The organism is Citrobacter telavivensis (assembly GCA_009363175.1).
GTDB lineage: Bacteria > Pseudomonadota > Gammaproteobacteria > Enterobacterales > Enterobacteriaceae > Citrobacter_A > Citrobacter_A telavivensis.
On the sequence record CP045205.1, the window covers coordinates 327969 to 348712 of the forward strand.

The following is a 20744-nucleotide window of genomic DNA, read 5'->3' on the forward strand; positions in this document are numbered from 1 at the left end:
TGAATGCCAACCTTGAGTCTTATAAGTCCGTGGCGTCACTACGCCGCGAAGACGTCTTCAGCGCTGGAAATAACAACCTATTTGCTCTGCACCATCACGCTGATTGTTGCACTATTTGATAATACGCTGAGCATGAAGCTCTATAATGTCACCGCGATACTGGGTCTGTTGGCGCTACTGTTGCGCGGTAAGCCTGAAAGCTATTCAGTACAGTACTGGTTGCTGCCGCTCGCTATTTTTATCATCGGCGCGCTGGACGTTGCCTGGTATTCTGCCTTTAAGGTTGATCATTCTCCCTTTCGCGCGACGTACCACAGTTACCTGAACACCGCGAAGATCTTTCTTTTTGGCGCATTTCTTACCCTGCTGGCACTGACGTCCAGAATTCGCTTTAAGAAAGAATTACCGCTTTATATCCTGTATTCACTGTCATTTTTTATCGCGGGATATGCGTATTATATCAAAGCCACCACCGGCATAATTCGTCTTGATTTCGGCATTGGTTCGGCCACGGGCGCAGCCTACTCTATTATGTTTGTTGGCATTGTCAGCGGTATATCGATTCTCTATACCCAACGGAATCACCCGATATTATTCTTACTGAATGCTATCGCAGTATTCTACGCCCTGGCGCTCACCCAGACGCGCTCCGCGCTGCTGATCTTCCCGGTGATATGTGCGCTGTCGTTGGTTGCCGGGTATATCAAGTCGCCGAAAAAACTCTTCTTTTCAGTGATTGGCTTTTTCATCGCGCTGGTTGTGCTGGTTGCCCTGTTTAGCAAGCCGATTTATAACCGTTACCACGAAGGCGTCTCGGATCTGACGCGCTATAGCCAGGGCAATAGCAAGAGTTCCCTGGGCGCGCGACTGGCGATGTATGAAATTGGCTTCGACATCTTTAAAGAGGCTCCGCTTGCGGCAAGATCGGCCGATACACGGGCTCAGCGGATGACCGAACTCGCAAATGAAAATAAATATCTGCAAGGCGCGCTGGAGTTTTCGAATGTCCACTTACACAACGAGTTTATCGAAGCCGCTTCACTGAAAGGGATCACAGGGGTACTATCGACGCTGTTATTCTATGTCGCGTTGTTCTTTACGGTCTATTACCACCGTTCGCTGGGACTCTTTGCGCTAACGTTAGCGATCGTCGGGACTGGACTCAGTGATGTTATTCTCTGGTCTCGCAGTGTGCCCATCATCTTAATAACCGCGATCGTTTTAATGCTCTTCCTCAAGAAAAACCGCCAGCACGGCGATATTTCGCCACAATAAGTTGACCGTCAGAAGTGGCTATTCCCTCACTTCTGACGCGTTGACAGCAAATCTTCTACCGATTCAGCCAGAACGTCCAGGCTAATATCCTTCACCGTATACGTCGGAGAGATCACCTGTAAGGCATTGCAGTTATTCGGTGCCCAGACAAGATGTGAGGGGTAGGTCTCTTGTCGCGCATTCGGATAAAGTGCGAGCGTGGGAATTTCATATGCCGATGCAATATGGACCAGTGCGGTATCTACTGAGATCACGTACTGACTGAATTTTGTCAGGGCGACGGTATAAATGAATTCCTTAAAGGGGAGAGATTCAATACCCGGTAGTGGAATAGACCGAATATCTTCGGCCAGGCCGGTAAAGATAATCCTGTATTCCGGGTAATGTTCGCAAAGATGCGAATAAATCGTACTAATCTGCTCATCGGATAATCGACATATTTTTTTTGCGCCCAACGCATTGATAATAACTATTTTTGAGTCGCCGACAAATTTCTGAACGTCTTTTTCAACCGACTCCGGCAGGGGTAAATCATAACTGACATCAAATTCATTACGCTCATCGCCATAAAAATGACGCAGTATCTCACCTGCCCGCGTACACATATGCGCCGTTAACATCTCATCATGCGGATGATAAACGGTGTAGTAACGTTTATACCACTTATCAAAACCCAGGATATACGAGTGTCTGACACCAGACAACAACACGCTATGGCCAAATGAGGGCATGGTTTCAAAAGGGTCAAGTACGATGTCGAAAGACTCGCCGGAAAGTTGTTTACGTAATGCCAGTACATCACTGATGGCATTTGATTTTTTAATATAAAATTGATGTATTCTGCTATTACCGGAAAGAAATGCTTTTCCCGCTGCGGTGGTTAAAATTGACAGTTTGACACCACGATTAGACAGTTCGCGATACAGCGAACTCAAAACAATCAAATCGCCTAACTTGTTGTTATCATGGATTAGCAAGCAGGTCTGAATATTATCTGCATTAATTTTATTATTCTTTTTCCGGGTGAAGAAAAAAGACAAAAAATTAATCTTAAGTTTATTAATGCAGTATCTTTTTTTCTTATGAAAAGCACCTAAACCCATGCGAGTTACCACACTACAATAAATAAAAGGTTAACACTAACTGACATAAGAATCGGCACGATCGTGAAGATCGTGCGCGTTGTTCATGAAGCGCAGTTTGGATGACAACGTTGCGACGTCCGTTGCCTTGATATAAGGAATAATATCGTAGCTAATTGCGGTATCGTCAGACAGATTGTAGATACTAAAGTCATCAACATTCTCACACATAAACTGGAAAAACGGCAGAATTTTGACTAAATCCTTGCTCAATTCAGAAGGCATCGGGTTACGGCTTTCATCATAAAAACGCGCGCAACTCCCGGTGATATCTAACCCGGAGCAGATCGTGTTGTCATAACCTAATGAATACGCAATCTGCATCGCCGTATACGCCACGGTATGGCATGAGCAGTAACCTAAGCTGATATCCTTACTAAATCCAACCAGTCTTTTACGTTTAGAAACGGGCACTCGAATCAGTAACTTTTTATTCCATTTTGAAAGCATTTCCAGTTTCAGCTTCTTGAAAAAACCGCCTTTTTCACGCTTATAAAATGCACGTAAAATAAAACAATGAGCCCGCATATATTTCTTATCATCTTCCGTAGCGGCTTCATAAACATCCATATTGACGACAGTGAATTTGCTCGCCCGACTGAATTGATAAAAATCATGGCGTCTTTGTAGCAAAAAACGCGCATCTGTTAAGACATAAATGAAGGGAGTAATACTATTACTGAGCAAGTATTCCGCTGCGCCGTTAACGGTAATGACATCATTGTTCTGCAAAAGAGAAAGCGGAGTCCCTCGGGAGGTGGGTCCCGATAAGAAAATGATCGCGTTATCAGATGTTCTGCTGGCAATAAGTTGCTGAACACCTGCTCGAGTTATAAACTTAACATTACTCATATGAAACCTGTAGGCTTGTCATGCAACTTAAATCACGATGAATCTTTGAGGAAAGTGTTCATGGTTTATCTTTAGCGAGGATGAACAAAATAGAATGAACAAATTTGCTCACAAAATATACAAATCCATTCTTGCATTTAGAACGACCAAATGCAACGTTCTAAATATTCACATTGAAACTTAGCGCACACTTTTACCTTTTAGACGGCGCAGAAAGTTCCGCCACTTTTTCTTATACACCAGGAGATAAAAACCGAGGTCTTTTTTGTTATTTTCAATACCATAGTGACGTTCTAAATCAATACGATCTTTTGCCATTCGCTGTCGTGAAGGTCTTTTCCCGGACAGATCAATGATCCTTATCTCTTCATTTTGTAATATGAAGTTACCTTTATGTGGATCGCCTGAGACCATACCATGCCGATGTAACCCTTGAATGGACTGTTTTATCTTCTCTTTCACATCAGAAGAAATGACGGGCAGGTCAACCAGTTCAACACCCTCGATATACTCAATAATCATTATGTAAGTATGCACATAGCGCAGGGTCTTCACTTCGGCAAGCAGATAAAAGTCATTTAACGCGTCAAAACCTTCCTGTCGAACGCGATCGGTCTGATAAAAAAGCTTTTCGTAGTAATCCCCTTTTACCAGTGATTTAAAAAATCGCTCAGTATTTTTAACTTTAGGATGAAATACTTTCAGAATATATTTCCCATGGTCAGTATCGATTAACACGACCTTGGTATCCTCAATACTACGAAAGACTTTTAGTACCTTAAGATTATGTGTTAAAAAATCATTGAAAATATCAATGTATTTTTCACCACCTTGTTTTACGAATACAGTATAGTTTTTAATTTTTGTTTCAGTGATCATAAGTATAAAGGTATCATTTTGCTAAAAATTTACGATAGAGGTATGCAGCCCCCGCAATCATTCCACGCAGATAATGTTTTTGGACCAAAAGGTGTTTATATCTTTTTTTATATTCAACCAGCGTTCGCGCATCTTTGGCAGGAACATCTTTCCACGGTGACTTAATGAAAGCATTGGTATAATAAATTACAGAAGGGTAACTTGCCCAGGCATGCCAGGGCTTCGTCGCACCTGTAAAGTGAATCAACTTAGTATCAGCATGGATTATATCTAAATACTTCTCATGTGTTTTATCGCTTAACTCGCTTTTAATGGTATAAATTGTATTATATTCACGAGGCAAAAAATAAACTTTATCACGAAGTAATATATTCAGGACATCCTGATCGGGATATTTAAAAAATGTTGCACTCCCGTCTTTACCCGTTAGCAGGGATAATGCTTTTTCAGTTAATCGATTTTTAGCCCATTCCTGGAGGTTTATAAAAACAACACCGGAATTAAAATATCGTCCCTGAAGATTAAACGAGGGGAGTCTTTCATTTACCCTGGACTGAATAGAGTCAACGTCTTTTACTACTGCGGCGACATTATCATTAAGGTCAAGGGTCAGAAGAAGATCCAGAGGACCTTTGCAGATGACATCTGCATCAAGATACAATAATTTATCCAGTTTATGATACAGATAATCAAAAGCGAAAAGTCGGAAGTACATAGCTCTTGACCAGACCTGCGTTTTCGGCAATATCTCAAGGCATTTGACATTGATAAGATATAATGAAATTTTAATCTTATGTTCTTGCGCCAGCACCCCAATCTTATCAACGAAACTTTTTGTGTATTTGTCACAGATGATATGAAAATCAACATTAATATCATTATGAATTAACACCGAGGTAATAGACACCCCGACACCATCAAGATAGTTCTCATCGATTCCATAAGAGATATTTAATGTGTTACCATTATTATCATAGCGCTCATCAAAAACTTTATATTCTGCTATCTCTATTTCCGGAAAAGAGTCCACTGCGTCACCTATAATTATTTTTATTTAACAATTTTGCTTTTAAAATAAAGTGCATAATCAATCAGGCCAGCGAAGTACTGCTTCTGATTAAACATATGCTTTGCCGCATAACGTAACTGATGACTGTTTTTAGGTTTCAGCAATTCAACATCACACCAGGGTGATAATTTTTTCGCATTCAAAAAGCTCTGCGCAATAGGGTAGTTACCCCATTGATGCCAGGGCTTAGTCGGCCCAATATAATGAATGAATACCGTGTTTACATCCACGGGATTGACCACGTCATGCTTTAACTCGTAATTTATGCTGAATTGGGTGTTAAATTTTTTACCGACAAAACGCGCCTTGCCAACAAGCAACATATTCAGCACATCCTGATCCAGGTGAGTAATGCGCTGTACCACATCCGGATCGCGTAGCATCTCAATAGCCTTGCGAGAAATATCCTCAGCGGTCCAGATGGGGAGGTTAATCAGCAAAAAACCCGCATTAAAGTAGCCAGAAACCAGTCCCGGTGTTGCCAGACTGATTGAGCGCTTAGTCCACCACTCTGACTCACCCTCCGCAACCACGGCCGCAATTTCATGCTCAGCAAACTCGAGGTCAATCAACTCTTGTATACTTCCCTGACAGGCAATATCTGCATCCAGATACAGTACCTTATCCATTTTTCCCGCGAAGTGGTCAGCGATAATAAATCGGAAGTACGTTGCGTAAGACCAGTTTTTAGTACTCGGTAACGATTTCAATTGCTCGCAGTCAATGAGATACACCACGATTTGGGTGGCATATTGCTTTGCGAGTGCATTAAATCGAGCCTGTTCTTCATTGCTAAATGAATCTGTAAATACATGAAAAGCAAACGGCGTATTGGGGTTGGCAATCAGTATCGACGCGATGGAAACACCACAACCAAAAAGGAAGTTCTTATCAATGCCATAGGCAATATTAAACTTATCAACATCACTATGTTCTGCATAGTTATAATCTAAAGTCTTCTGAATGACTTTTTCTTCAAAATATTTTTGAGTCATAGTGATCACTTATTGATTTTCGAAAATATCGCACTTCTTAAATGTTGGAAATAGACTTCATTATAGAAGTTATCTATCGTCTCAGGGATCAGATTACTATCATACTTCATCTGACCAGAGAGGATTTGGTTGAGTAGGTGGATAAACTGTTTGAGATCGCTCGGCGGATACAAATCGCCATTAATACCCGGTTTGATCATATCCCGGGGGCCAGACATACAGTCTGAACTGATGCACGGGATACCATACGACATGGCTTCCAGCAGGGTCATCGGGAAGCCTTCGAATGACGATGTCAGCAACAGTGCCGTGACGTTCTTTACCTTGTTTTGCACAACATCCCAGGGAGAGACCTGCCAACCATGCCAGGTAATACGATTGTCAATCCCCAGTTCTCGCCCATAGGCCTGACATTTTTCAAAATCTGAGCCGTCACCAACCACATGCAACCGCCATTCGCCTTCCGCATGGGATAATCCATCCAGCAGGTCCTTAACTCTTTTTTGCCCCTCAAACTTCATCCTTCCGACATACAGAAAGACGGCGGGCTGGCCTTCTTCTGGTTGTGGAATAATCTCTGATTTTCTGGATACGGGATTATAAACAACGGTAATGTTCTTTTGATCAATACCCCGCGCAATCATCTGTTGTTTGATACCGCTACTGATTGCCAGATGATAATCAGCCGAGCTAACACATTCGGCGTGTTTTTTATGATCCAGCGAAAAATGCGGCCAGGAGAATATCGTGAAATTCTGGCCTGATTTCTTCCGTGCTTTACTGGCAAACAGGCAGGACAGCACATCAATACAGATAACAACATCGGGTTCTGTTTTCTTTAACCAGCGGCTAAACGTATGGATATGCTTTGCCCGACGCAAAAAGCCCAGACGGATAGTGGATAACGAACATGAATAGTTAATATCGCTTAACCATGCCTTATCCATTTTGTCATGTCGACAAAAGAAGAACATCTCACACTGGATTGCAGAATGTTCGGCCTGAAAGTTATTGATAACATTCCGGATAACCGTTTCCATTCCACCAAAGCCGGAAACGGATTCACCTACAAATAAAATTTTCATATAGATAATCCCTTCCCTGCTAAAATTTTATTCTAAATATCTTCATCAATAAATAGCTCAGATAGTAATATATTGCCTCACCATATTGACTATCTTTCCATAGCATTTTAGATTTCAATCTAATTTCACTTGCCGACGGCGCTAGATGTCGCTTAGCCTTACACCAAGGAGATTGAGAAAAATATCGGCTAAAATTACTAGCATTGAAAATAAGATACCATGGTTTATTTGGCGTTACATAATGCATGATAACTGTATTTTGTATGTTTTCATCTTCTGCATCATGATATATACTTAACGTTGTTTTATTGTTGAATTTCGCGTCAAGATATTGTAATTTCCCGTTAAGTAAAATATTTAGAACATCCTGATCTGCGTATCTAAAAACTTTACCGCTATTAATCATGGTTAATGCATTCTGCGTAATGTTATTTTTCCGCCACTCTTTATTATTGATCAACATAACACCGGCATTGAAATATTTATTAAACTTTATGCCATAATCTAACTTATCAATGCGCGCTTGCATTTCTATAGAATCTGAAATTACCCCAGCAATATTATTCTGCAAATCGTAATCAATCAACTCAATTAAGCAGCCATAACAAATTATATCACAATCCAAATACATTATATTATCAATGGATTGATCAATGACTTCAGGGATTAGAAAGCGCAAACATGTTGATAATGGAATACCCAGAACTAATGTGTCCGGATTTATATTAAAATCTCTATTTATATGATAAATCGTGATTAAAACATTTGGCCTATTTAGTTTATAGAATAATGTCAAATCATTATCTGATACATCAGAAACTAAAAGATGAAAATGTAAGTTGATATTTTTATTATTTCCAATGATAGAAAATATCGCCACTCCTGCGGGCATTACGAAACCACGATCAAAACAGAATGAGATATGAAGCGTATTCGTTAATGCCTCGCTGTTAAGGAATAGTTCTTCTTTGCTCGTGACGAAATTGCTAACATTAGTCAATTTAGAAAATCCTGCTTAATTGAGATAACCAATCATGTGAATTAATTATAATTTTTTCCGAATTGTTCTTTCTTTTATTTTTTCTGCTCTTTCTGCAGCCTGGGCGAGTAGTCCAGCTTCTGACTGCAAAATTTTTTTCAGCGGTATGCCAAAATAAACCCGCATAAACCGCCAGATATCCCGCTGCGTCAACCCAATGTTTAGCGACGAAAAATAGAGACCAATCAGATCTTTATCACGCCAGCGACGAGGAACTTTCGTACGAATCTGTGCCCTGTGTAGATCAATAACCGAAATCTTTAAGTCTTCTTTATTGCCTGAAAAAGGCAGATGCAGCAGGAAGTGACAGATATAACAATCACGGTGATTGATTCCGCCTGCGTGCATCTTGCGTACCATCGTGGCCACGCGGTCAATAAGCATCCACTTCACGTTGACGTCCGGTGGATTCGTTGCCCAATCCGCACAATAGTCTTCCAGACTGATGGTCGGAGTGAGATCTTCGGTAATAATGAACGAGGTTTTGGTCAGAGGATTGAGCCCCTTCTCACCAAACCCAACGCCATACATGGTATCCACCCCCAAATTCTGAAGGCGATGAATAGCGTTCCACTCTCTGTCGGCGCCCAAAACCGGCATCCGCAGTGAGAGAAGATTTTTGACGATTTCCTTGAGAGAAGTCCCCCGATGCCATTTAAGGAAATAGCTTTTCCCCGCCAGTTCAAATCGCAGCGTACGACGGGTTTCCAGTTCCCTGAAGACTTCACCCTGCAGCGTTTTGACTTCCTTAAACGCATCCTTACCGCGCCATAATGTGGCTAACGGTTCTTTCAATTCAACCATCCAGACCACCTGTAATAATGTCCGCCGCCTTTTCCGGCAGACTGTACAAATCTTGCGTATCCGCGAAATGCCGTGCGTTTTCTGCCCACGCGGCGCGCAATGACGGCTGGGTCAACGCTTTACGTAAAATGTCGTTCAACGCGTCCTGCCGCCAGGGCTCTTCAATAACGTCACCACAGTTAGCCTGCGCAATATAATGCGCATAGCCACAGACGGCAGAGGTCAACACCGGCAGACCTGCGGTAATGGCCTCCAGCAGAACAATTCCTGCCGCTTCCTGATAGGCCGGGTGCAGCAATAAATCGGCTGCGGCCATCAACTCCGCGACATCATTGCGCCCAGAGAAAAAATGCACATTGCTACGCACACCGCGTTTTTCCGCCAGCGCTTCAAATTTTCGCGGTTTATCCTGGCCGACAATATACAGAAGCGTATTATGCCGCAGCGCCGCCGGCAGTGAAGCAAGTGCTTCAATCGAGCGATCCACCCCTTTGCGGGTAAAATCAGAACCGACCTGCAACAATAAGTTTTGCTGCTCAGTAATACCGTTCTTCTGGCGAACTATTTCGCGGGCATTCGGGATTTGCGCACTGTATTTTCTGTCCGGGTAAATACCCGGAGGGAGAATATGAAAACGCTCCGCTTCGGTTTGATAGTGCTTCTGAAAATCAGCAATCTGTGTATCCGTCAGCATTAATAACTGCGTTGACTTACCCTGCTCAAACGTTGCCCGTTCAAACGCCGCATAATGGCGATAACGAGAGGTCAGGCGGTAGAAAAAGCCTTTTTCCTGTGCAACCTTTTCGGCGTAACAAACATCAGCGGCAAAATAGACATCCAGACCAGGCATTTTGTTAAAACCCACGACCCGATCAACAGGATGTTCACGCAAATGTGCCTGCACCCAGGCGTAATATTCCGCATTGCGCCCATGGTTGGTTCGCGATTTAACCGGTACGCGAATGAGTTCAAAAACATCCGGACATTCTCCGTCCCAGGATTGGGTATAAATACGGACCTGATGGCCGCGTGCGGCTACGGTCTGCGCAATGCGCATAAAGTCACGTTGTAATCCGCCGAACGGAAAATACTTATACAAACAAAAAGCCACGATCATACCGGCGCATCCATTTCGATAATTTGCGCGTTCTGCGGCAACATTTTTTCCGTTGCTGCAATCACATCCTCAGCAGGAATAACGGACATATATTTTTTGTCACGGTCCAGTTCAGATCGTTTAGGCATGGCCTGATAGTCCCCAGCCCAAAACTGAATAATATTGTCGGTCCAGGGACGCCAGAAGACGTGATCGGTCGCACCAAACAGACATATCACCGGCGTTTTGACCGCTGCAGCAATATGCCCGGGCGCTGAATCGACACCAATGAAAAGTGCGGCATGATCAATCAGCGCGCCTAATTCCGGGAATCGGGTTTTACCCGCCAGTCCGGTGACCGGTTTGGTTTCACATCCCTGCGCAATCTCTTCCACGCACGCTAAATCGTCTGCAGAAGGACCTGATGTCAGCACCACCTGGTAGCCGCGACGCTCAAGAGCATCAATAACGCGGGAAAATTTGTCATTATCCCAGCACTTAAATAACTGCCTTGCCGTGGGTTGAATCACCACATACTGACGATTCACGCCGAGTTGATGCAACTGTCGACGCATATTTTCCCAGTGCTCAGGCCGATAGCTCATGGTCGTTTCGGTAACAACATGCTCCAGCTCCAGTGGTTTGAGCGCTGACAGCGTGCGTTCGACGACGTGTTCACCGGCGTAGGGAACGAGATGGGTAAAACTCTGTTTCCAGAATGCAGACTGCCGGTTGGCGAAATCCTGGGATATTTTTACTCTTGCACGTAAAAAACGGACAATCAGCGCCACAATCCACTGATCGGTCAGATTGATGACCAGATCATATTGGTTGTTGCGTAAAGTCTTAATCAGCGAAAGCGTATTTTTAATTTTCTCTGCCGCCCCCGTTCCCTTATTACTGATGCCATAGAGGGCATTAATCTCGGGGTTTTCCGACAAAATAGGCATCGTATCCTGGTAAAGAAGCATATCGATTTTGGCGTCAGGATAGTTCTGCTTCAACGTACTGATGACGGGAGTGGTTAATAGCATATCCCCGTGGAAACGCATCTTGATGACCAGAATTTTTCGAAAAGGCTTTTCCACACGCGACTCTTTTGTTGTGATTGTCCGATAAAGTTAAGCAGAAAACAGCACGCTACCGCCCCAGGCTCAACAGCTACCCGATCACTGATATTGCACCGACTTTTACGCGCTAGTGTATCACTTCTTTCGCTGCGATCCGACTCGAATAAATTAACCACAAATAGGAGTTTTTTCTTTTTTAAATCAAATTGATATTAATCTAATCATCGCTTTTTACGTCACTGATTGACTCTGCAAACAACGGCAAGGCGGCAAAAATCAATAAATGGCATAAAAATGCAAAAAATCTGGGCCAGGCTGCCGGAATTAGTCGAACTTAAAGCTATTTAAGTCAAAAACGGGAAAAGTAATGGTAAAGCCCTGTCTAAATACATAGAATCCCCAGCACATCCATAAGCCAGCTATTTACTATGCTCGAATTGCTTTACACCGCCCTTCTCTACCTTATTCAGCCTTTTATCTGGATACGGCTTTGGGTGCGCGGACGTAAAGCCCCGGCCTACCGTAAACGCTGGGGTGAACGCTACGGTTTTTATCGCCGCCCCCTGAAACCGGGCGGAATTATGCTCCATTCCGTCTCTGTCGGCGAAACGCTGGCAGCCATTCCTTTGGTTCGCGCCCTGCGGCATCGCTATCCCGACCTGCCGATCACGGTCACCACGATGACGCCGACCGGCTCCGAGCGTGTCCAGTCCGCCTTCGGTAGCGATGTTCAGCACGTCTATCTGCCTTATGATTTACCTGATGCGCTGGGACGCTTCCTGAACCAGGTCGATCCTAAGCTGGTACTGATCATGGAAACGGAGCTGTGGCCGAACCTGATTGCCGCGCTGCATAAACGCCATATTCCGCTGGTCATCGCCAATGCGCGTCTTTCTGCTCGCTCCGCTGACGGTTACGCGAAGCTGGGGAAATTTATCCGCCGAATCCTCCGCCGTATTACGCTAATTGCGGCGCAAAATGAAGAGGATGGTCAGCGCTTTGTGACGCTGGGCGCGAAGAACAACCAGGTGACCGTCACCGGCAGTCTGAAGTTCGATATCTCCGTGACGCCACAGCTCGCTGCGAAGGCGGTTACGTTACGTCGCCAGTGGGCGCCGCATCGCCCGGTATGGATCGCAACCAGTACCCATGATGGCGAAGAGAGTATTGTGATCGCCGCGCATCAGGCATTGCTACACCAGTTCCCCAACCTGCTATTGATTCTGGTCCCGCGTCATCCGGAACGTTTCCCGGATGCGATTAACCTCGTACGTGAAGCCGGACTAAGCTATACAACACGTTCCTCCGGTGAAGTTCCTTCAGCCAGTACACAGGTCGTTGTGGGTGATACGATGGGTGAACTGATGCTACTTTACGGAATTGCAGATCTGGCGTTTGTCGGGGGATCTCTGGTTGAGCGTGGCGGACACAATCCGCTGGAAGCCGCGGCCCACGCGATTCCCGTGCTAATGGGGCCTCACACATTCAACTTCAAAGATATCTGCGCCCGTCTGGAGCAGGCCAGCGGTTTGATTACGGTCACGGATGCCACAAGCCTCGCTAAAGAGGTTTCCTCTTTACTGACCGATGCCGATTATCGTAATTTCTATGGTCGTCACGCAGTTGAAGTTCTCTATCAAAACCAGGGCGCACTACAACGCCTACTGCAACTGCTGGAACCTTATCTGCCACCGAAAACGCATTGAGGGCTGTTATGCAAAAACGGGCGATTTATCCAGGCACTTTTGATCCGTTGACGAACGGCCATATCGATATCATCACGCGTGCTACGCAGATGTTTGACCATGTCATTCTGGCAATTGCGGCAAGTCCCGGTAAAAAACCAATGTTCACCCTTGAAGAGCGCGTTGCGCTGGCTCAGCTGGCTACAGCCCATCTGCCCGGCGTTGAAGTCCTGGGCTTTAGCGATCTGATGGCAAATTTTGCGCGTGAGCAGCAGGCCAATATCCTGATTCGTGGATTGCGCGCCGTTGCGGATTTTGAATACGAAATGCAACTGGCCCATATGAATCGTCATTTGATGCCGGAACTGGAAAGCGTCTTTCTGATGCCTTCTAAAGAGTGGTCCTTCATCTCGTCGTCACTGGTGAAAGAAGTGGCCCGCCATCAGGGTGATGTCACCCACTTCCTGCCAGAGAATATTCATCAGGCGCTGCTGGCTAAGCTCAAATAGCGTCCCTGGGCCGGGACGCTTCACCTTACTTCTGGCACTGACGGCAATAGTACGTCGCGCGCTGTGCGTGTTTCGATGCCACGATCGGCGTTCCACACACCCTGCACGGTTCGCCTTTGCGGCCATAGACCTGTAGCTCCTGAGCAAAATAGCCCGGTTTACCGTCGCTTTGCAGAAAATCTTTCAATGTCGTCCCGCCCTGTTCTATTGAGCGCAGCAAAACGGCCTTAATCACGCGCGCCAGCAGCTCATATTCGGCCTGCGACAGCGACGACGCCAGACGGTCAGGATGAATGCCGGCAGCAAACAGGGATTCACTGGCATAGATGTTCCCAACTCCCACCACCAGTTTGTTATCCATCAACCAGGGTTTAATCGCCGTTTTCTTCTTCGCACACTTCTGTTGCAGGTATTCACCATTGAAATCGTCGCTCAACGGTTCAGGGCCGAGATGCGCCAGCACGTTGTGCCCTTCCAGCGCTTTCGTCCACAGCCAGGCGCCAAAGCGACGGGGATCGGTGTAGCGCAGGACTTTACCATTACTCATCACTAAATCGACGTGGTCGTGTTTTTCTGCCGGAAGTTCTTCAGGAAGGATACGCAAACTGCCCGACATCCCCAGATGGATGATTATCCAGCCATCGGGCAGTTCCAGCAGAAGATATTTCGCACGACGCTGAACGCTGAGCACCGGTTTGTCGCTCAGACGGTAGATCTCTTCTGACACCGGCCAACGCAGACGTCCATTACGCACATTGGCATGCAGAATGGTTGCCCCGACCAGGTGCGGCTCAATACCGCGGCGGCTGGTTTCGACTTCAGGTAATTCAGGCATAACGTCTCCGGCTGTGTATCAGGTCTCACTAATATGGGGATGGCCAGAAAACAAAAAACCCCGCCGAGGCGAGGTTTTTCATTACAGCAAAGCGGAAATTACTTAATTTTCGCTTCTTTGTAGAGAACGTGCTGACGGACAACTGGATCGAACTTTTTCAGTTCCAGTTTTTCCGGCTTAGTACGTTTGTTCTTCGTGGTGGTATAGAAGTGACCAGTACCAGCAGAAGAAACCAGCTTGATCTTCTCACGAATACCTTTAGCCATGATTTATTTCCTCTTAGTACTTAGTACTTTTCGCCACGGGCACGCAGTTCAGACAGAACTGTTTCGATGCCTTTCTTATCAATTACACGCATACCTTTAGCAGATACACGCAGGGTGACAAAACGCTTTTCGCTCTCAACCCAGAAACGGTGAGAGTGCAGGTTAGGCAGAAAACGGCGTTTAGTCGCGTTCAGTGCGTGGGAACGGTTGTTACCGGTCACCGGACGCTTGCCAGTAACTTGGCAGACTCGGGACATGTCTATTCTCCAAAAATCAAATTAGCTCGAGCTTCGTATGGGGTATCGGCGCCTCGTCAGGCTTTACAGCCCGGTCATCGCGGTTCTAAGCGAACACTCGATTGCCAGGCCCAAATGCCAAACCCGAGATTCTCAAAGGTGGCGTAGTATACGCTGAGTCAGCGATGTGCTCAAGTCCCGAACAGACAAAGATCCCGATGGATCGCGCAAAGTGCGTCAAATCCAACCACGTTCCGCAAACGAAACGTACTCTCCGCGTCCAATGACAAGGTGATCAAGCACACGGATATCCATGAACTGACAGCATTTTACGACACGCTCAGTGATAAGTTTATCCGCTTTACTCGGCTCTGCACACCCCGACGGATGATTATGTGCAAGGATCACCGCAGATGCATTGATTTTTATCGCTTCACGAATAATTTCACGCGGATGAATCTCAACATGGGTGAGGGTGCCAGAAAAAAGGCGGCTATGTTTAATGACCTTGTGTTGGGAATCGAGAAAAACCACCATAAAAACTTCTCGCCCTTCCCCCGCAAATTGACTCTGCAAAAAATCCCGTGTTAACAACGGGCTGAGTAACGGGTTCGAGCCTTTTATTTGTACTTCATAAAAGCGACGGGCCAGCTCCGCAATGCCTTTAAGCTGCGCGTATTTTGCCACGCCAATCCCTGTCACCGTACTGAACTGCGAGTAGTCCGCCGTCAACAAGCTATAGAGAGAGCCAAAATGTTCCAGGATCTCTTTTGCCAGCGTAAAGACATCTTTTCCGGGCGTTCCAGTCCGCAAGAAGAGCGCCAGCAGTTCATCATCCGTCAGCGTATCTACCCCAAGTGCCAACAGTTTTTCCCTTGGCAATACATACTCAGCAGTTTCCATCCCCACACCTCCTTATGCCAGCACGAATGGTGGCATAGCCATGAGGGGGAATCGACGTACAATTTCCACTCCTGCGTAGCGCCTCGCAAAGTGATTCATGGGTGAGCGCACGACAGTTTACGGATTGTGATAAAATATCCGCCTTCTGGTGTAATCCAACAGGAAAGATCATGATGAGCCTGGCCGGTAAAAAAATCGTTCTCGGCGTCAGCGGCGGCATTGCTGCCTACAAAACCCCTGAACTGGTGCGTCGTCTGCGCGAACGCGGTGCCGATGTCCGTGTGGCAATGACCGAGGCGGCTAAAGCCTTTATTACCCCACTCAGCTTACAGGCGGTTTCCGGGTATCCCGTTTCCGACAGTCTGCTGGATCCCGCGGCAGAAGCCGCGATGGGCCATATTGAGTTGGGGAAATGGGCCGACCTGGTGATTCTCGCCCCTGCCACCGCAGACCTTATCGCGCGTGTCGCAGCCGGCATGGCAAACGATCTGGTGTCCACGATTTGTCTGGCGACACCTGCGCCCATTGCCGTTTTACCGGCGATGAACCAGCAGATGTATCGGGCTGCGGCGACTCAGCACAATCTGGACGTTCTGACTTCCCGTGGGTTGCTCATCTGGGGGCCGGACAGCGGCAGCCAGGCATGCGGTGACGTGGGTCCGGGTCGCATGCTGGATCCCTTAACGATTGTCGATATGGCCGCGGCGCATTTCTCCCCTGTCAACGATCTGCAACATCTCAATATCATGATTACCGCGGGCCCGACGCGTGAACCGCTCGACCCGGTGCGTTACATTTCCAACCACAGCTCAGGTAAGATGGGGTTTGCCATCGCCGCTGCGGCCGCCCGTCGTGGGGCGAACGTTACGCTGGTCACCGGCCCCGTGTCGTTACCCACGCCGCCTTTTGTACAGCGTGTCGATGTGATGACCGCTCTGGAGATGGAAGCAGCAGTGCAATCCGCCGTACAACAGCAACATATTTTTATCGGCTGTGCTGCGGTAGCAGACTATCGCGCCGCCGTTGTCGCACCGGAAAAAATTAAGAAACAGGCAACGCAGGGTGATGAATTAACAATAAAAATGGTCAAAAACCCGGATATCATCGCCGGGGTTGCCGCACGTAAAGACCATCGTCCCTATGTCGTTGGGTTTGCCGCGGAAACGAATAATGTGGAAGAATACGCCCGGCAAAAACGTAACCGCAAAAATCTTGATTTGATCTGTGCAAACGATGTTTCACTCTCAACTCAAGGATTTAATAGCGACAGCAACGCTCTACACCTTTTCTGGCAGGATGGAGATAAAGTCTTACCGCTTGCGCGCAAAGCACTCCTTGGCCAATTATTACTCGACGAGATCGTGACCCTTTATGATGAAAAAAATCGACGTTAAGATTCTGGATCCGCGTGTTGGCAAGCAATTCCCGCTGCCGACGTATGCCACCTCCGGTTCCGCCGGACTTGACCTGCGGGCCTGTCTTGATGACGCCGTAGAACTGGCGCCGGGCGCAACCACGCTGCTGCCAACCGGGCTGGCTATTCATATCGCCGATCCGTCTCTGGCTGCCGTCATCCTGCCGCGTTCGGGTCTGGGCCATAAGCATGGTATCGTGCTGGGCAACCTGGTGGGGTTGATTGACTCTGACTATCAGGGGCAACTGATGGTGTCCGTCTGGAACCGCGGTCAGGACAGTTTCACCATTGAGCCGGGTGAACGCATCGCACAGATGGTCTTTGTGCCGGTTGTGCAGGCCGAATTTAACCTGGTGGAAGAGTTTGATGCCACTCACCGTGGTGAAGGCGGTTTCGGCCATTCCGGTCGTAAGTAAGAAAGTTACGCATCCCGATAACGTCATAACATCACCGCAAGCCCTGTGTTTGCGGTCATAGTGTGGATGCTCGCCTGCAAGTGCTTATTTTCAGGGGTATTTTGTAACATGGCAGAAAAACAAACTGCGAAAAGGAATCGTCGCGAAGAAATACTTCAGTCTCTGGCGCTGATGCTGGAATCCAGCGATGGAAGCCAGCGCATCACAACGGCAAAACTGGCGGCTTCTGTCGGCGTTTCCGAAGCGGCGTTGTACCGCCACTTTCCCAGCAAGACACGCATGTTCGATAGCCTGATTGAGTTTATCGAAGACAGCCTGATCACCCGTATCAATTTGATTCTGAAAGATGAAAAAGATACCCACGCGCGTCTGCGTCTGATCGTGTTATTGATCCTGGGTTTCGGTGAGCGCAATCCCGGCCTGACGCGTATCCTGACCGGGCATGCGCTGATGTTTGAACAGGATCGTCTGCAAGGGCGTATCAATCAACTGTTCGAACGCATTGAAGCACAACTGCGCCAGGTGCTGCGGGAAAAGCGGATGCGCGAAGGTGAAGGATACGTGACGGATGAAACGTTGCTGGCAAGCCAGTTACTTGCCTTCTGCGAAGGTATGCTGTCGCGCTTCGTGCGTAGTGAATTCAAATACCGTCCAACGGATGATTTTGATGCCCGCTGGCCACTGCTCGCCTCACAACTGCAGTAATGCTTGCCGGATAGCGCGCGCGTTATCCGGCCATTCTGGTTAAACGCCAAACGCTTCCCGATACGCCCGCACCGCCGCCAGATGTTTTGCCATTTCCGGCTTCTCTTCCAGATAGGCAATCAGGTCTTTCAGGGTGATGATAGAAATCACCTTACAGCCATAATCGCGCTCGACTTCCTGAATGGCGGAAATCTCGCCACGCCCCCGCTCCTGACGATCCAAAGAGATCAGCACGCCAGCCAGCGTCGCGCCATTGGCCTGGATGATTTCCATCGATTCCCGGATTGCCGTACCGGCAGTGATCACGTCATCCACCAGCATCACGCGGCCCTGCAGTGCGCTGCCAACCAGATTGCCACCTTCGCCATGATCTTTAGCTTCTTTGCGGTTAAAGCAGTACGGCAGGTCTTTGTCGTGATGCTCCGCCAGCGCGACCGCCGTGGTGGTTGCAATCGGAATACCTTTGTAAGCCGGGCCAAAAAGCAGATCAAACTCAATGCCAGAATCCACCAACGCTTCGGCGTAAAAACGACCTAACAGTGCCAAATCGCGCCCGGTATTAAACAGCCCGGCGTTGAAGAAATAGGGGCTCTTTCGCCCGGATTTCAGCGTGAATTCGCCAAACTTGAGTACCTGTTTGTTAAGCGCAAACTCAATAAACTGGCGTTGATAGGGTTTCATGGATTCGCTCCTCATTTCACTTTCATCATTGACAAAATCTACGGACAAAAAAAAGGCGACTCATTGGTCGCCTTAAAATCAATTTTCTAACGCCGCCTTCTGCGTCGTGACAATGGATTCGATTCCCCCTCGGGCCAGTGCCAACAAGGTGAGAAGTTCTTCATGGCTGAACGGCTCGCCTTCTGCCGTCCCCTGCACTTCAATGATGCGCCCGTCTTCGGTCATCACCACGTTCATGTCGGTTTCCGCCGCCGAGTCTTCAACATACTCCAGATCGCAGAGCGCTTCGCCGTTGACGATCCCCACAGATACTGCCGCAACCATCCCTTTCATTGGGTTGGTTTTCAGCTTACCGCTTGCCACCAGCTTGTTCAGCGCATCCGCCAGCGCAACGCAGGCTCCGGTAATGGAAGCGGTACGCGTGCCGCCATCGGCCTGGATCACGTCGCAGTCCAAAGTGATGGTAAATTCACCCAACGTTTTGAGATCGACCGCAGCACGCAGCGCACGGGCGATCAGACGTTGAATCTCCATCGTACGACCGCCCTGCTTGCCCTTTGCTGCTTCGCGCGCGTTACGGGTATGCGTTGCACGCGGCAACATGCCATATTCAGCGGTGATCCAGCCCTGGCCCTGACCTTTCAGAAAACGCGGTACGCCTTCTTCAATCGAGGCTGTGCACAGCACTTTGGTATCGCCAAATTCGACCAGCACCGAGCCTTCAGCATGTTTTGTATAGTTACGGGTCAGGGTTACGGGACGCACCTGATTAGCGCTACGGCCTGCTGGACGCATATTGAGATCTCCGGCTTGAAACGAATGTGGCTGCGCATTATACGGACTTCCAGCTGTTATTCCTATCCTGACAAGGCCGGGATGGCTATAATCCCCCCATCTCTCCTTTAAAAACAGGAACGTCTATGATCCGCAGTATGACAGCCTACGCCCGGCGTGAAATCAAGGGTGAATGGGGTAGCGCCACCTGGGAAATGCGCTCGGTAAACCAGCGTTATCTGGAAACTTACTTTCGTCTGCCGGAACAGTTCCGTAGCCTTGAACCTGTTGTTCGTGAACGCATCCGTACGCGCCTGACGCGCGGTAAAGTCGAGTGCATGCTGCGCTTTGAGCCCGATGCGAGCGCGCAGGGCGAGCTCATCCTGAATGAAAAGCTCGCAAAACAACTCGTGAACGCGGCCAACTGGGTCAAAATGCAGAGCGATGAAGGAGAAATCAATCCAGTCGATATCCTTCGCTGGCCTGGCGTCATGGCGGCACAGGAACAGGATCTTGATGCCATTGCGGCTGAAATCCTGACCGCACTGGACGGTACGCTTGACGATTTCATCGTTGCCCGCGAAACGGAAGGTCAGGCTCTGAAAGCGCTGATCGAACAACGTCTGGAAGGTGTCAGCGCTGAAGTCATTAAAGTTCGCGCCCATATGCCAGAAATTCTGCAATGGCAGCGTGAACGTCTGGTCGCTAAGCTCGAGGACGCTCAGGTCCAGTTGGAGAATAACCGTCTGGAGCAAGAACTGGTCCTGATGGCACAGCGCATCGATGTGGCAGAAGAACTGGATCGCCTGGAAGCCCACGTCAAAGAAACCTACAACATCCTGAAGAAAAAAGAGGCGGTGGGTCGCCGTCTGGACTTCATGATGCAGGAATTCAACCGCGAGTCGAATACGCTGGCGTCTAAATCCATCAATGCCGAAGTGACCAATTCCGCGATTGAACTGAAAGTCCTGATCGAGCAAATGCGCGAGCAGATCCAGAATATCGAGTAAAGTG

At 47.6% G+C, this 20744-nt stretch carries 23 protein-coding genes; 7 read left to right on the forward strand and 16 right to left on the reverse strand.

Annotated features, from left to right (window positions below; translation table 11 throughout):
- The first annotated feature begins 3 nt into the window (after positions 1–3).
- Entirely contained in the window at positions 4–1275 is a 1272-nt protein-coding gene (locus GBC03_03745) for an O-antigen ligase family protein (GenBank protein QFS69386.1), read from the forward strand.
- A 26-nt stretch (positions 1276–1301) separates the two neighbouring features.
- On the opposite strand, the gene GBC03_03750 is transcribed toward GBC03_03745, so the two are convergent.
- From GBC03_03750 to rfaQ, 10 genes are all read right to left on the reverse strand, one after another.
- Positions 1302–2378, reverse strand: a complete 1077-nt coding sequence (locus GBC03_03750; GenBank protein ID QFS69387.1) for a lipopolysaccharide 1,2-N-acetylglucosaminetransferase — start codon at positions 2376–2378, stop codon at positions 1302–1304.
- A gap of 36 nt (positions 2379–2414) precedes the next feature.
- A complete protein-coding gene (gene waaZ / locus GBC03_03755; protein QFS69388.1) occupies positions 2415–3269 on the reverse strand; it encodes a 3-deoxy-D-manno-oct-2-ulosonate III transferase WaaZ in 855 nt (284 codons plus the stop codon).
- Positions 3270–3449: 180 nt separating this feature from the next.
- Positions 3450–4148, reverse strand: coding sequence for a lipopolysaccharide core heptose(II) kinase RfaY (gene rfaY, locus GBC03_03760; GenBank protein QFS69389.1), 699 nt, complete (start codon positions 4146–4148; stop codon positions 3450–3452).
- Between the two features lie 13 nt (positions 4149–4161).
- On the reverse strand, positions 4162–5178 hold the full coding sequence (locus tag GBC03_03765; GenBank protein ID QFS69390.1) for a lipopolysaccharide 1,2-glucosyltransferase: 1017 nt from the start codon (positions 5176–5178) through the stop codon (positions 4162–4164).
- A gap of 20 nt (positions 5179–5198) precedes the next feature.
- A complete protein-coding gene (gene waaO, locus GBC03_03770) occupies positions 5199–6212 on the reverse strand; it encodes a lipopolysaccharide 3-alpha-galactosyltransferase (protein QFS69391.1) in 1014 nt (337 codons plus the stop codon).
- 5 nt (positions 6213–6217) lie between these two features.
- On the reverse strand, positions 6218–7297 hold the full coding sequence (waaB, locus tag GBC03_03775) for a lipopolysaccharide 1,6-galactosyltransferase (GenBank protein ID QFS69392.1): 1080 nt from the start codon (positions 7295–7297) through the stop codon (positions 6218–6220).
- 19 nt (positions 7298–7316) lie between these two features.
- On the reverse strand, positions 7317–8297 hold the full coding sequence (locus GBC03_03780) for a glycosyltransferase family 8 protein (GenBank protein ID QFS69393.1): 981 nt from the start codon (positions 8295–8297) through the stop codon (positions 7317–7319).
- Positions 8298–8342: 45 nt separating this feature from the next.
- Positions 8343–9140 carry a lipopolysaccharide core heptose(I) kinase RfaP gene (gene rfaP / locus GBC03_03785; GenBank protein ID QFS69394.1) on the reverse strand — a complete coding sequence of 266 codons (798 nt, stop codon included), beginning with the start codon at positions 9138–9140 and terminating at the stop codon, positions 8343–8345.
- Positions 9133–10257: a glycosyltransferase gene (locus GBC03_03790; GenBank protein ID QFS69395.1), complete on the reverse strand. Its 1125-nt coding sequence runs from the start codon at positions 10255–10257 to the stop codon at positions 9133–9135. Before GBC03_03790 ends, rfaP begins: the two co-directional genes overlap by 8 nt.
- The gene (rfaQ, locus tag GBC03_03795) at positions 10254–11324 is read right to left on the reverse strand and encodes a lipopolysaccharide core heptosyltransferase RfaQ (protein ID QFS69396.1); all 1071 of its coding nucleotides are present in this window, start codon (positions 11322–11324) and stop codon (positions 10254–10256) included. The genes GBC03_03790 and rfaQ overlap by 4 nt, the downstream gene beginning before the upstream one ends.
- Before the next feature lie 410 nt (positions 11325–11734).
- Between rfaQ and GBC03_03800 the strand changes: the two genes are divergently transcribed.
- Positions 11735–13012, forward strand: a complete 1278-nt coding sequence (locus tag GBC03_03800; protein ID QFS69397.1) for a 3-deoxy-D-manno-octulosonic acid transferase — start codon at positions 11735–11737, stop codon at positions 13010–13012.
- An 8-nt stretch (positions 13013–13020) separates the two neighbouring features.
- Positions 13021–13500, forward strand: a complete 480-nt coding sequence (gene coaD, locus GBC03_03805; GenBank protein QFS69398.1) for a pantetheine-phosphate adenylyltransferase — start codon at positions 13021–13023, stop codon at positions 13498–13500.
- A 25-nt stretch (positions 13501–13525) separates the two neighbouring features.
- Here the strand turns inward: coaD and mutM are convergent, their stop codons facing one another.
- The 4 genes from mutM to radC all read right to left on the reverse strand — a co-directional run bounded on the left by mutM (position 13526) and on the right by radC (position 15740).
- A complete protein-coding gene (gene mutM, locus GBC03_03810) occupies positions 13526–14335 on the reverse strand; it encodes a bifunctional DNA-formamidopyrimidine glycosylase/DNA-(apurinic or apyrimidinic site) lyase (GenBank protein QFS69399.1) in 810 nt (269 codons plus the stop codon).
- A 98-nt stretch (positions 14336–14433) separates the two neighbouring features.
- Positions 14434–14601 carry a 50S ribosomal protein L33 gene (gene rpmG, locus GBC03_03815; protein QFS69400.1) on the reverse strand — a complete coding sequence of 56 codons (168 nt, stop codon included), beginning with the start codon at positions 14599–14601 and terminating at the stop codon, positions 14434–14436.
- Between the two features lie 20 nt (positions 14602–14621).
- On the reverse strand, positions 14622–14858 hold the full coding sequence (rpmB, locus tag GBC03_03820; protein QFS69401.1) for a 50S ribosomal protein L28: 237 nt from the start codon (positions 14856–14858) through the stop codon (positions 14622–14624).
- Between the two features lie 216 nt (positions 14859–15074).
- Positions 15075–15740 (reverse strand): DNA repair protein RadC, encoded by a 666-nt coding sequence (gene radC, locus GBC03_03825; GenBank protein ID QFS69402.1) that lies wholly within the window; start codon positions 15738–15740, stop codon positions 15075–15077.
- A gap of 170 nt (positions 15741–15910) precedes the next feature.
- Between radC and coaBC the strand changes: the two genes are divergently transcribed.
- The 3 genes from coaBC (at position 15911) to slmA (ending at position 18275) form a co-directional block, all read left to right on the forward strand.
- Positions 15911–17134 (forward strand): bifunctional phosphopantothenoylcysteine decarboxylase/phosphopantothenate--cysteine ligase CoaBC, encoded by a 1224-nt coding sequence (gene coaBC, locus GBC03_03830; GenBank protein QFS69403.1) that lies wholly within the window; start codon positions 15911–15913, stop codon positions 17132–17134.
- A complete protein-coding gene (locus GBC03_03835) occupies positions 17115–17570 on the forward strand; it encodes a dUTP diphosphatase (GenBank protein ID QFS73905.1) in 456 nt (151 codons plus the stop codon). Before coaBC ends, GBC03_03835 begins: the two co-directional genes overlap by 20 nt.
- Before the next feature lie 108 nt (positions 17571–17678).
- Entirely contained in the window at positions 17679–18275 is a 597-nt protein-coding gene (gene slmA, locus GBC03_03840; protein QFS69404.1) for a nucleoid occlusion factor SlmA, read from the forward strand.
- 39 nt (positions 18276–18314) lie between these two features.
- Here the strand turns inward: slmA and pyrE are convergent, their stop codons facing one another.
- Together pyrE and GBC03_03850 are read right to left on the reverse strand one after the other, a co-directional pair.
- Positions 18315–18956 (reverse strand): orotate phosphoribosyltransferase, encoded by a 642-nt coding sequence (pyrE, locus tag GBC03_03845; GenBank protein QFS69405.1) that lies wholly within the window; start codon positions 18954–18956, stop codon positions 18315–18317.
- A 78-nt stretch (positions 18957–19034) separates the two neighbouring features.
- On the reverse strand, positions 19035–19751 hold the full coding sequence (locus GBC03_03850; GenBank protein QFS69406.1) for a ribonuclease PH: 717 nt from the start codon (positions 19749–19751) through the stop codon (positions 19035–19037).
- Positions 19752–19876: 125 nt separating this feature from the next.
- Here GBC03_03850 and GBC03_03855 point away from each other — a divergent pair, with 125 nt between their 5' ends.
- Positions 19877–20740 (forward strand): YicC family protein, encoded by an 864-nt coding sequence (locus GBC03_03855; GenBank protein QFS69407.1) that lies wholly within the window; start codon positions 19877–19879, stop codon positions 20738–20740.
- The last annotated feature ends 4 nt before the right edge of the window (positions 20741–20744 follow it).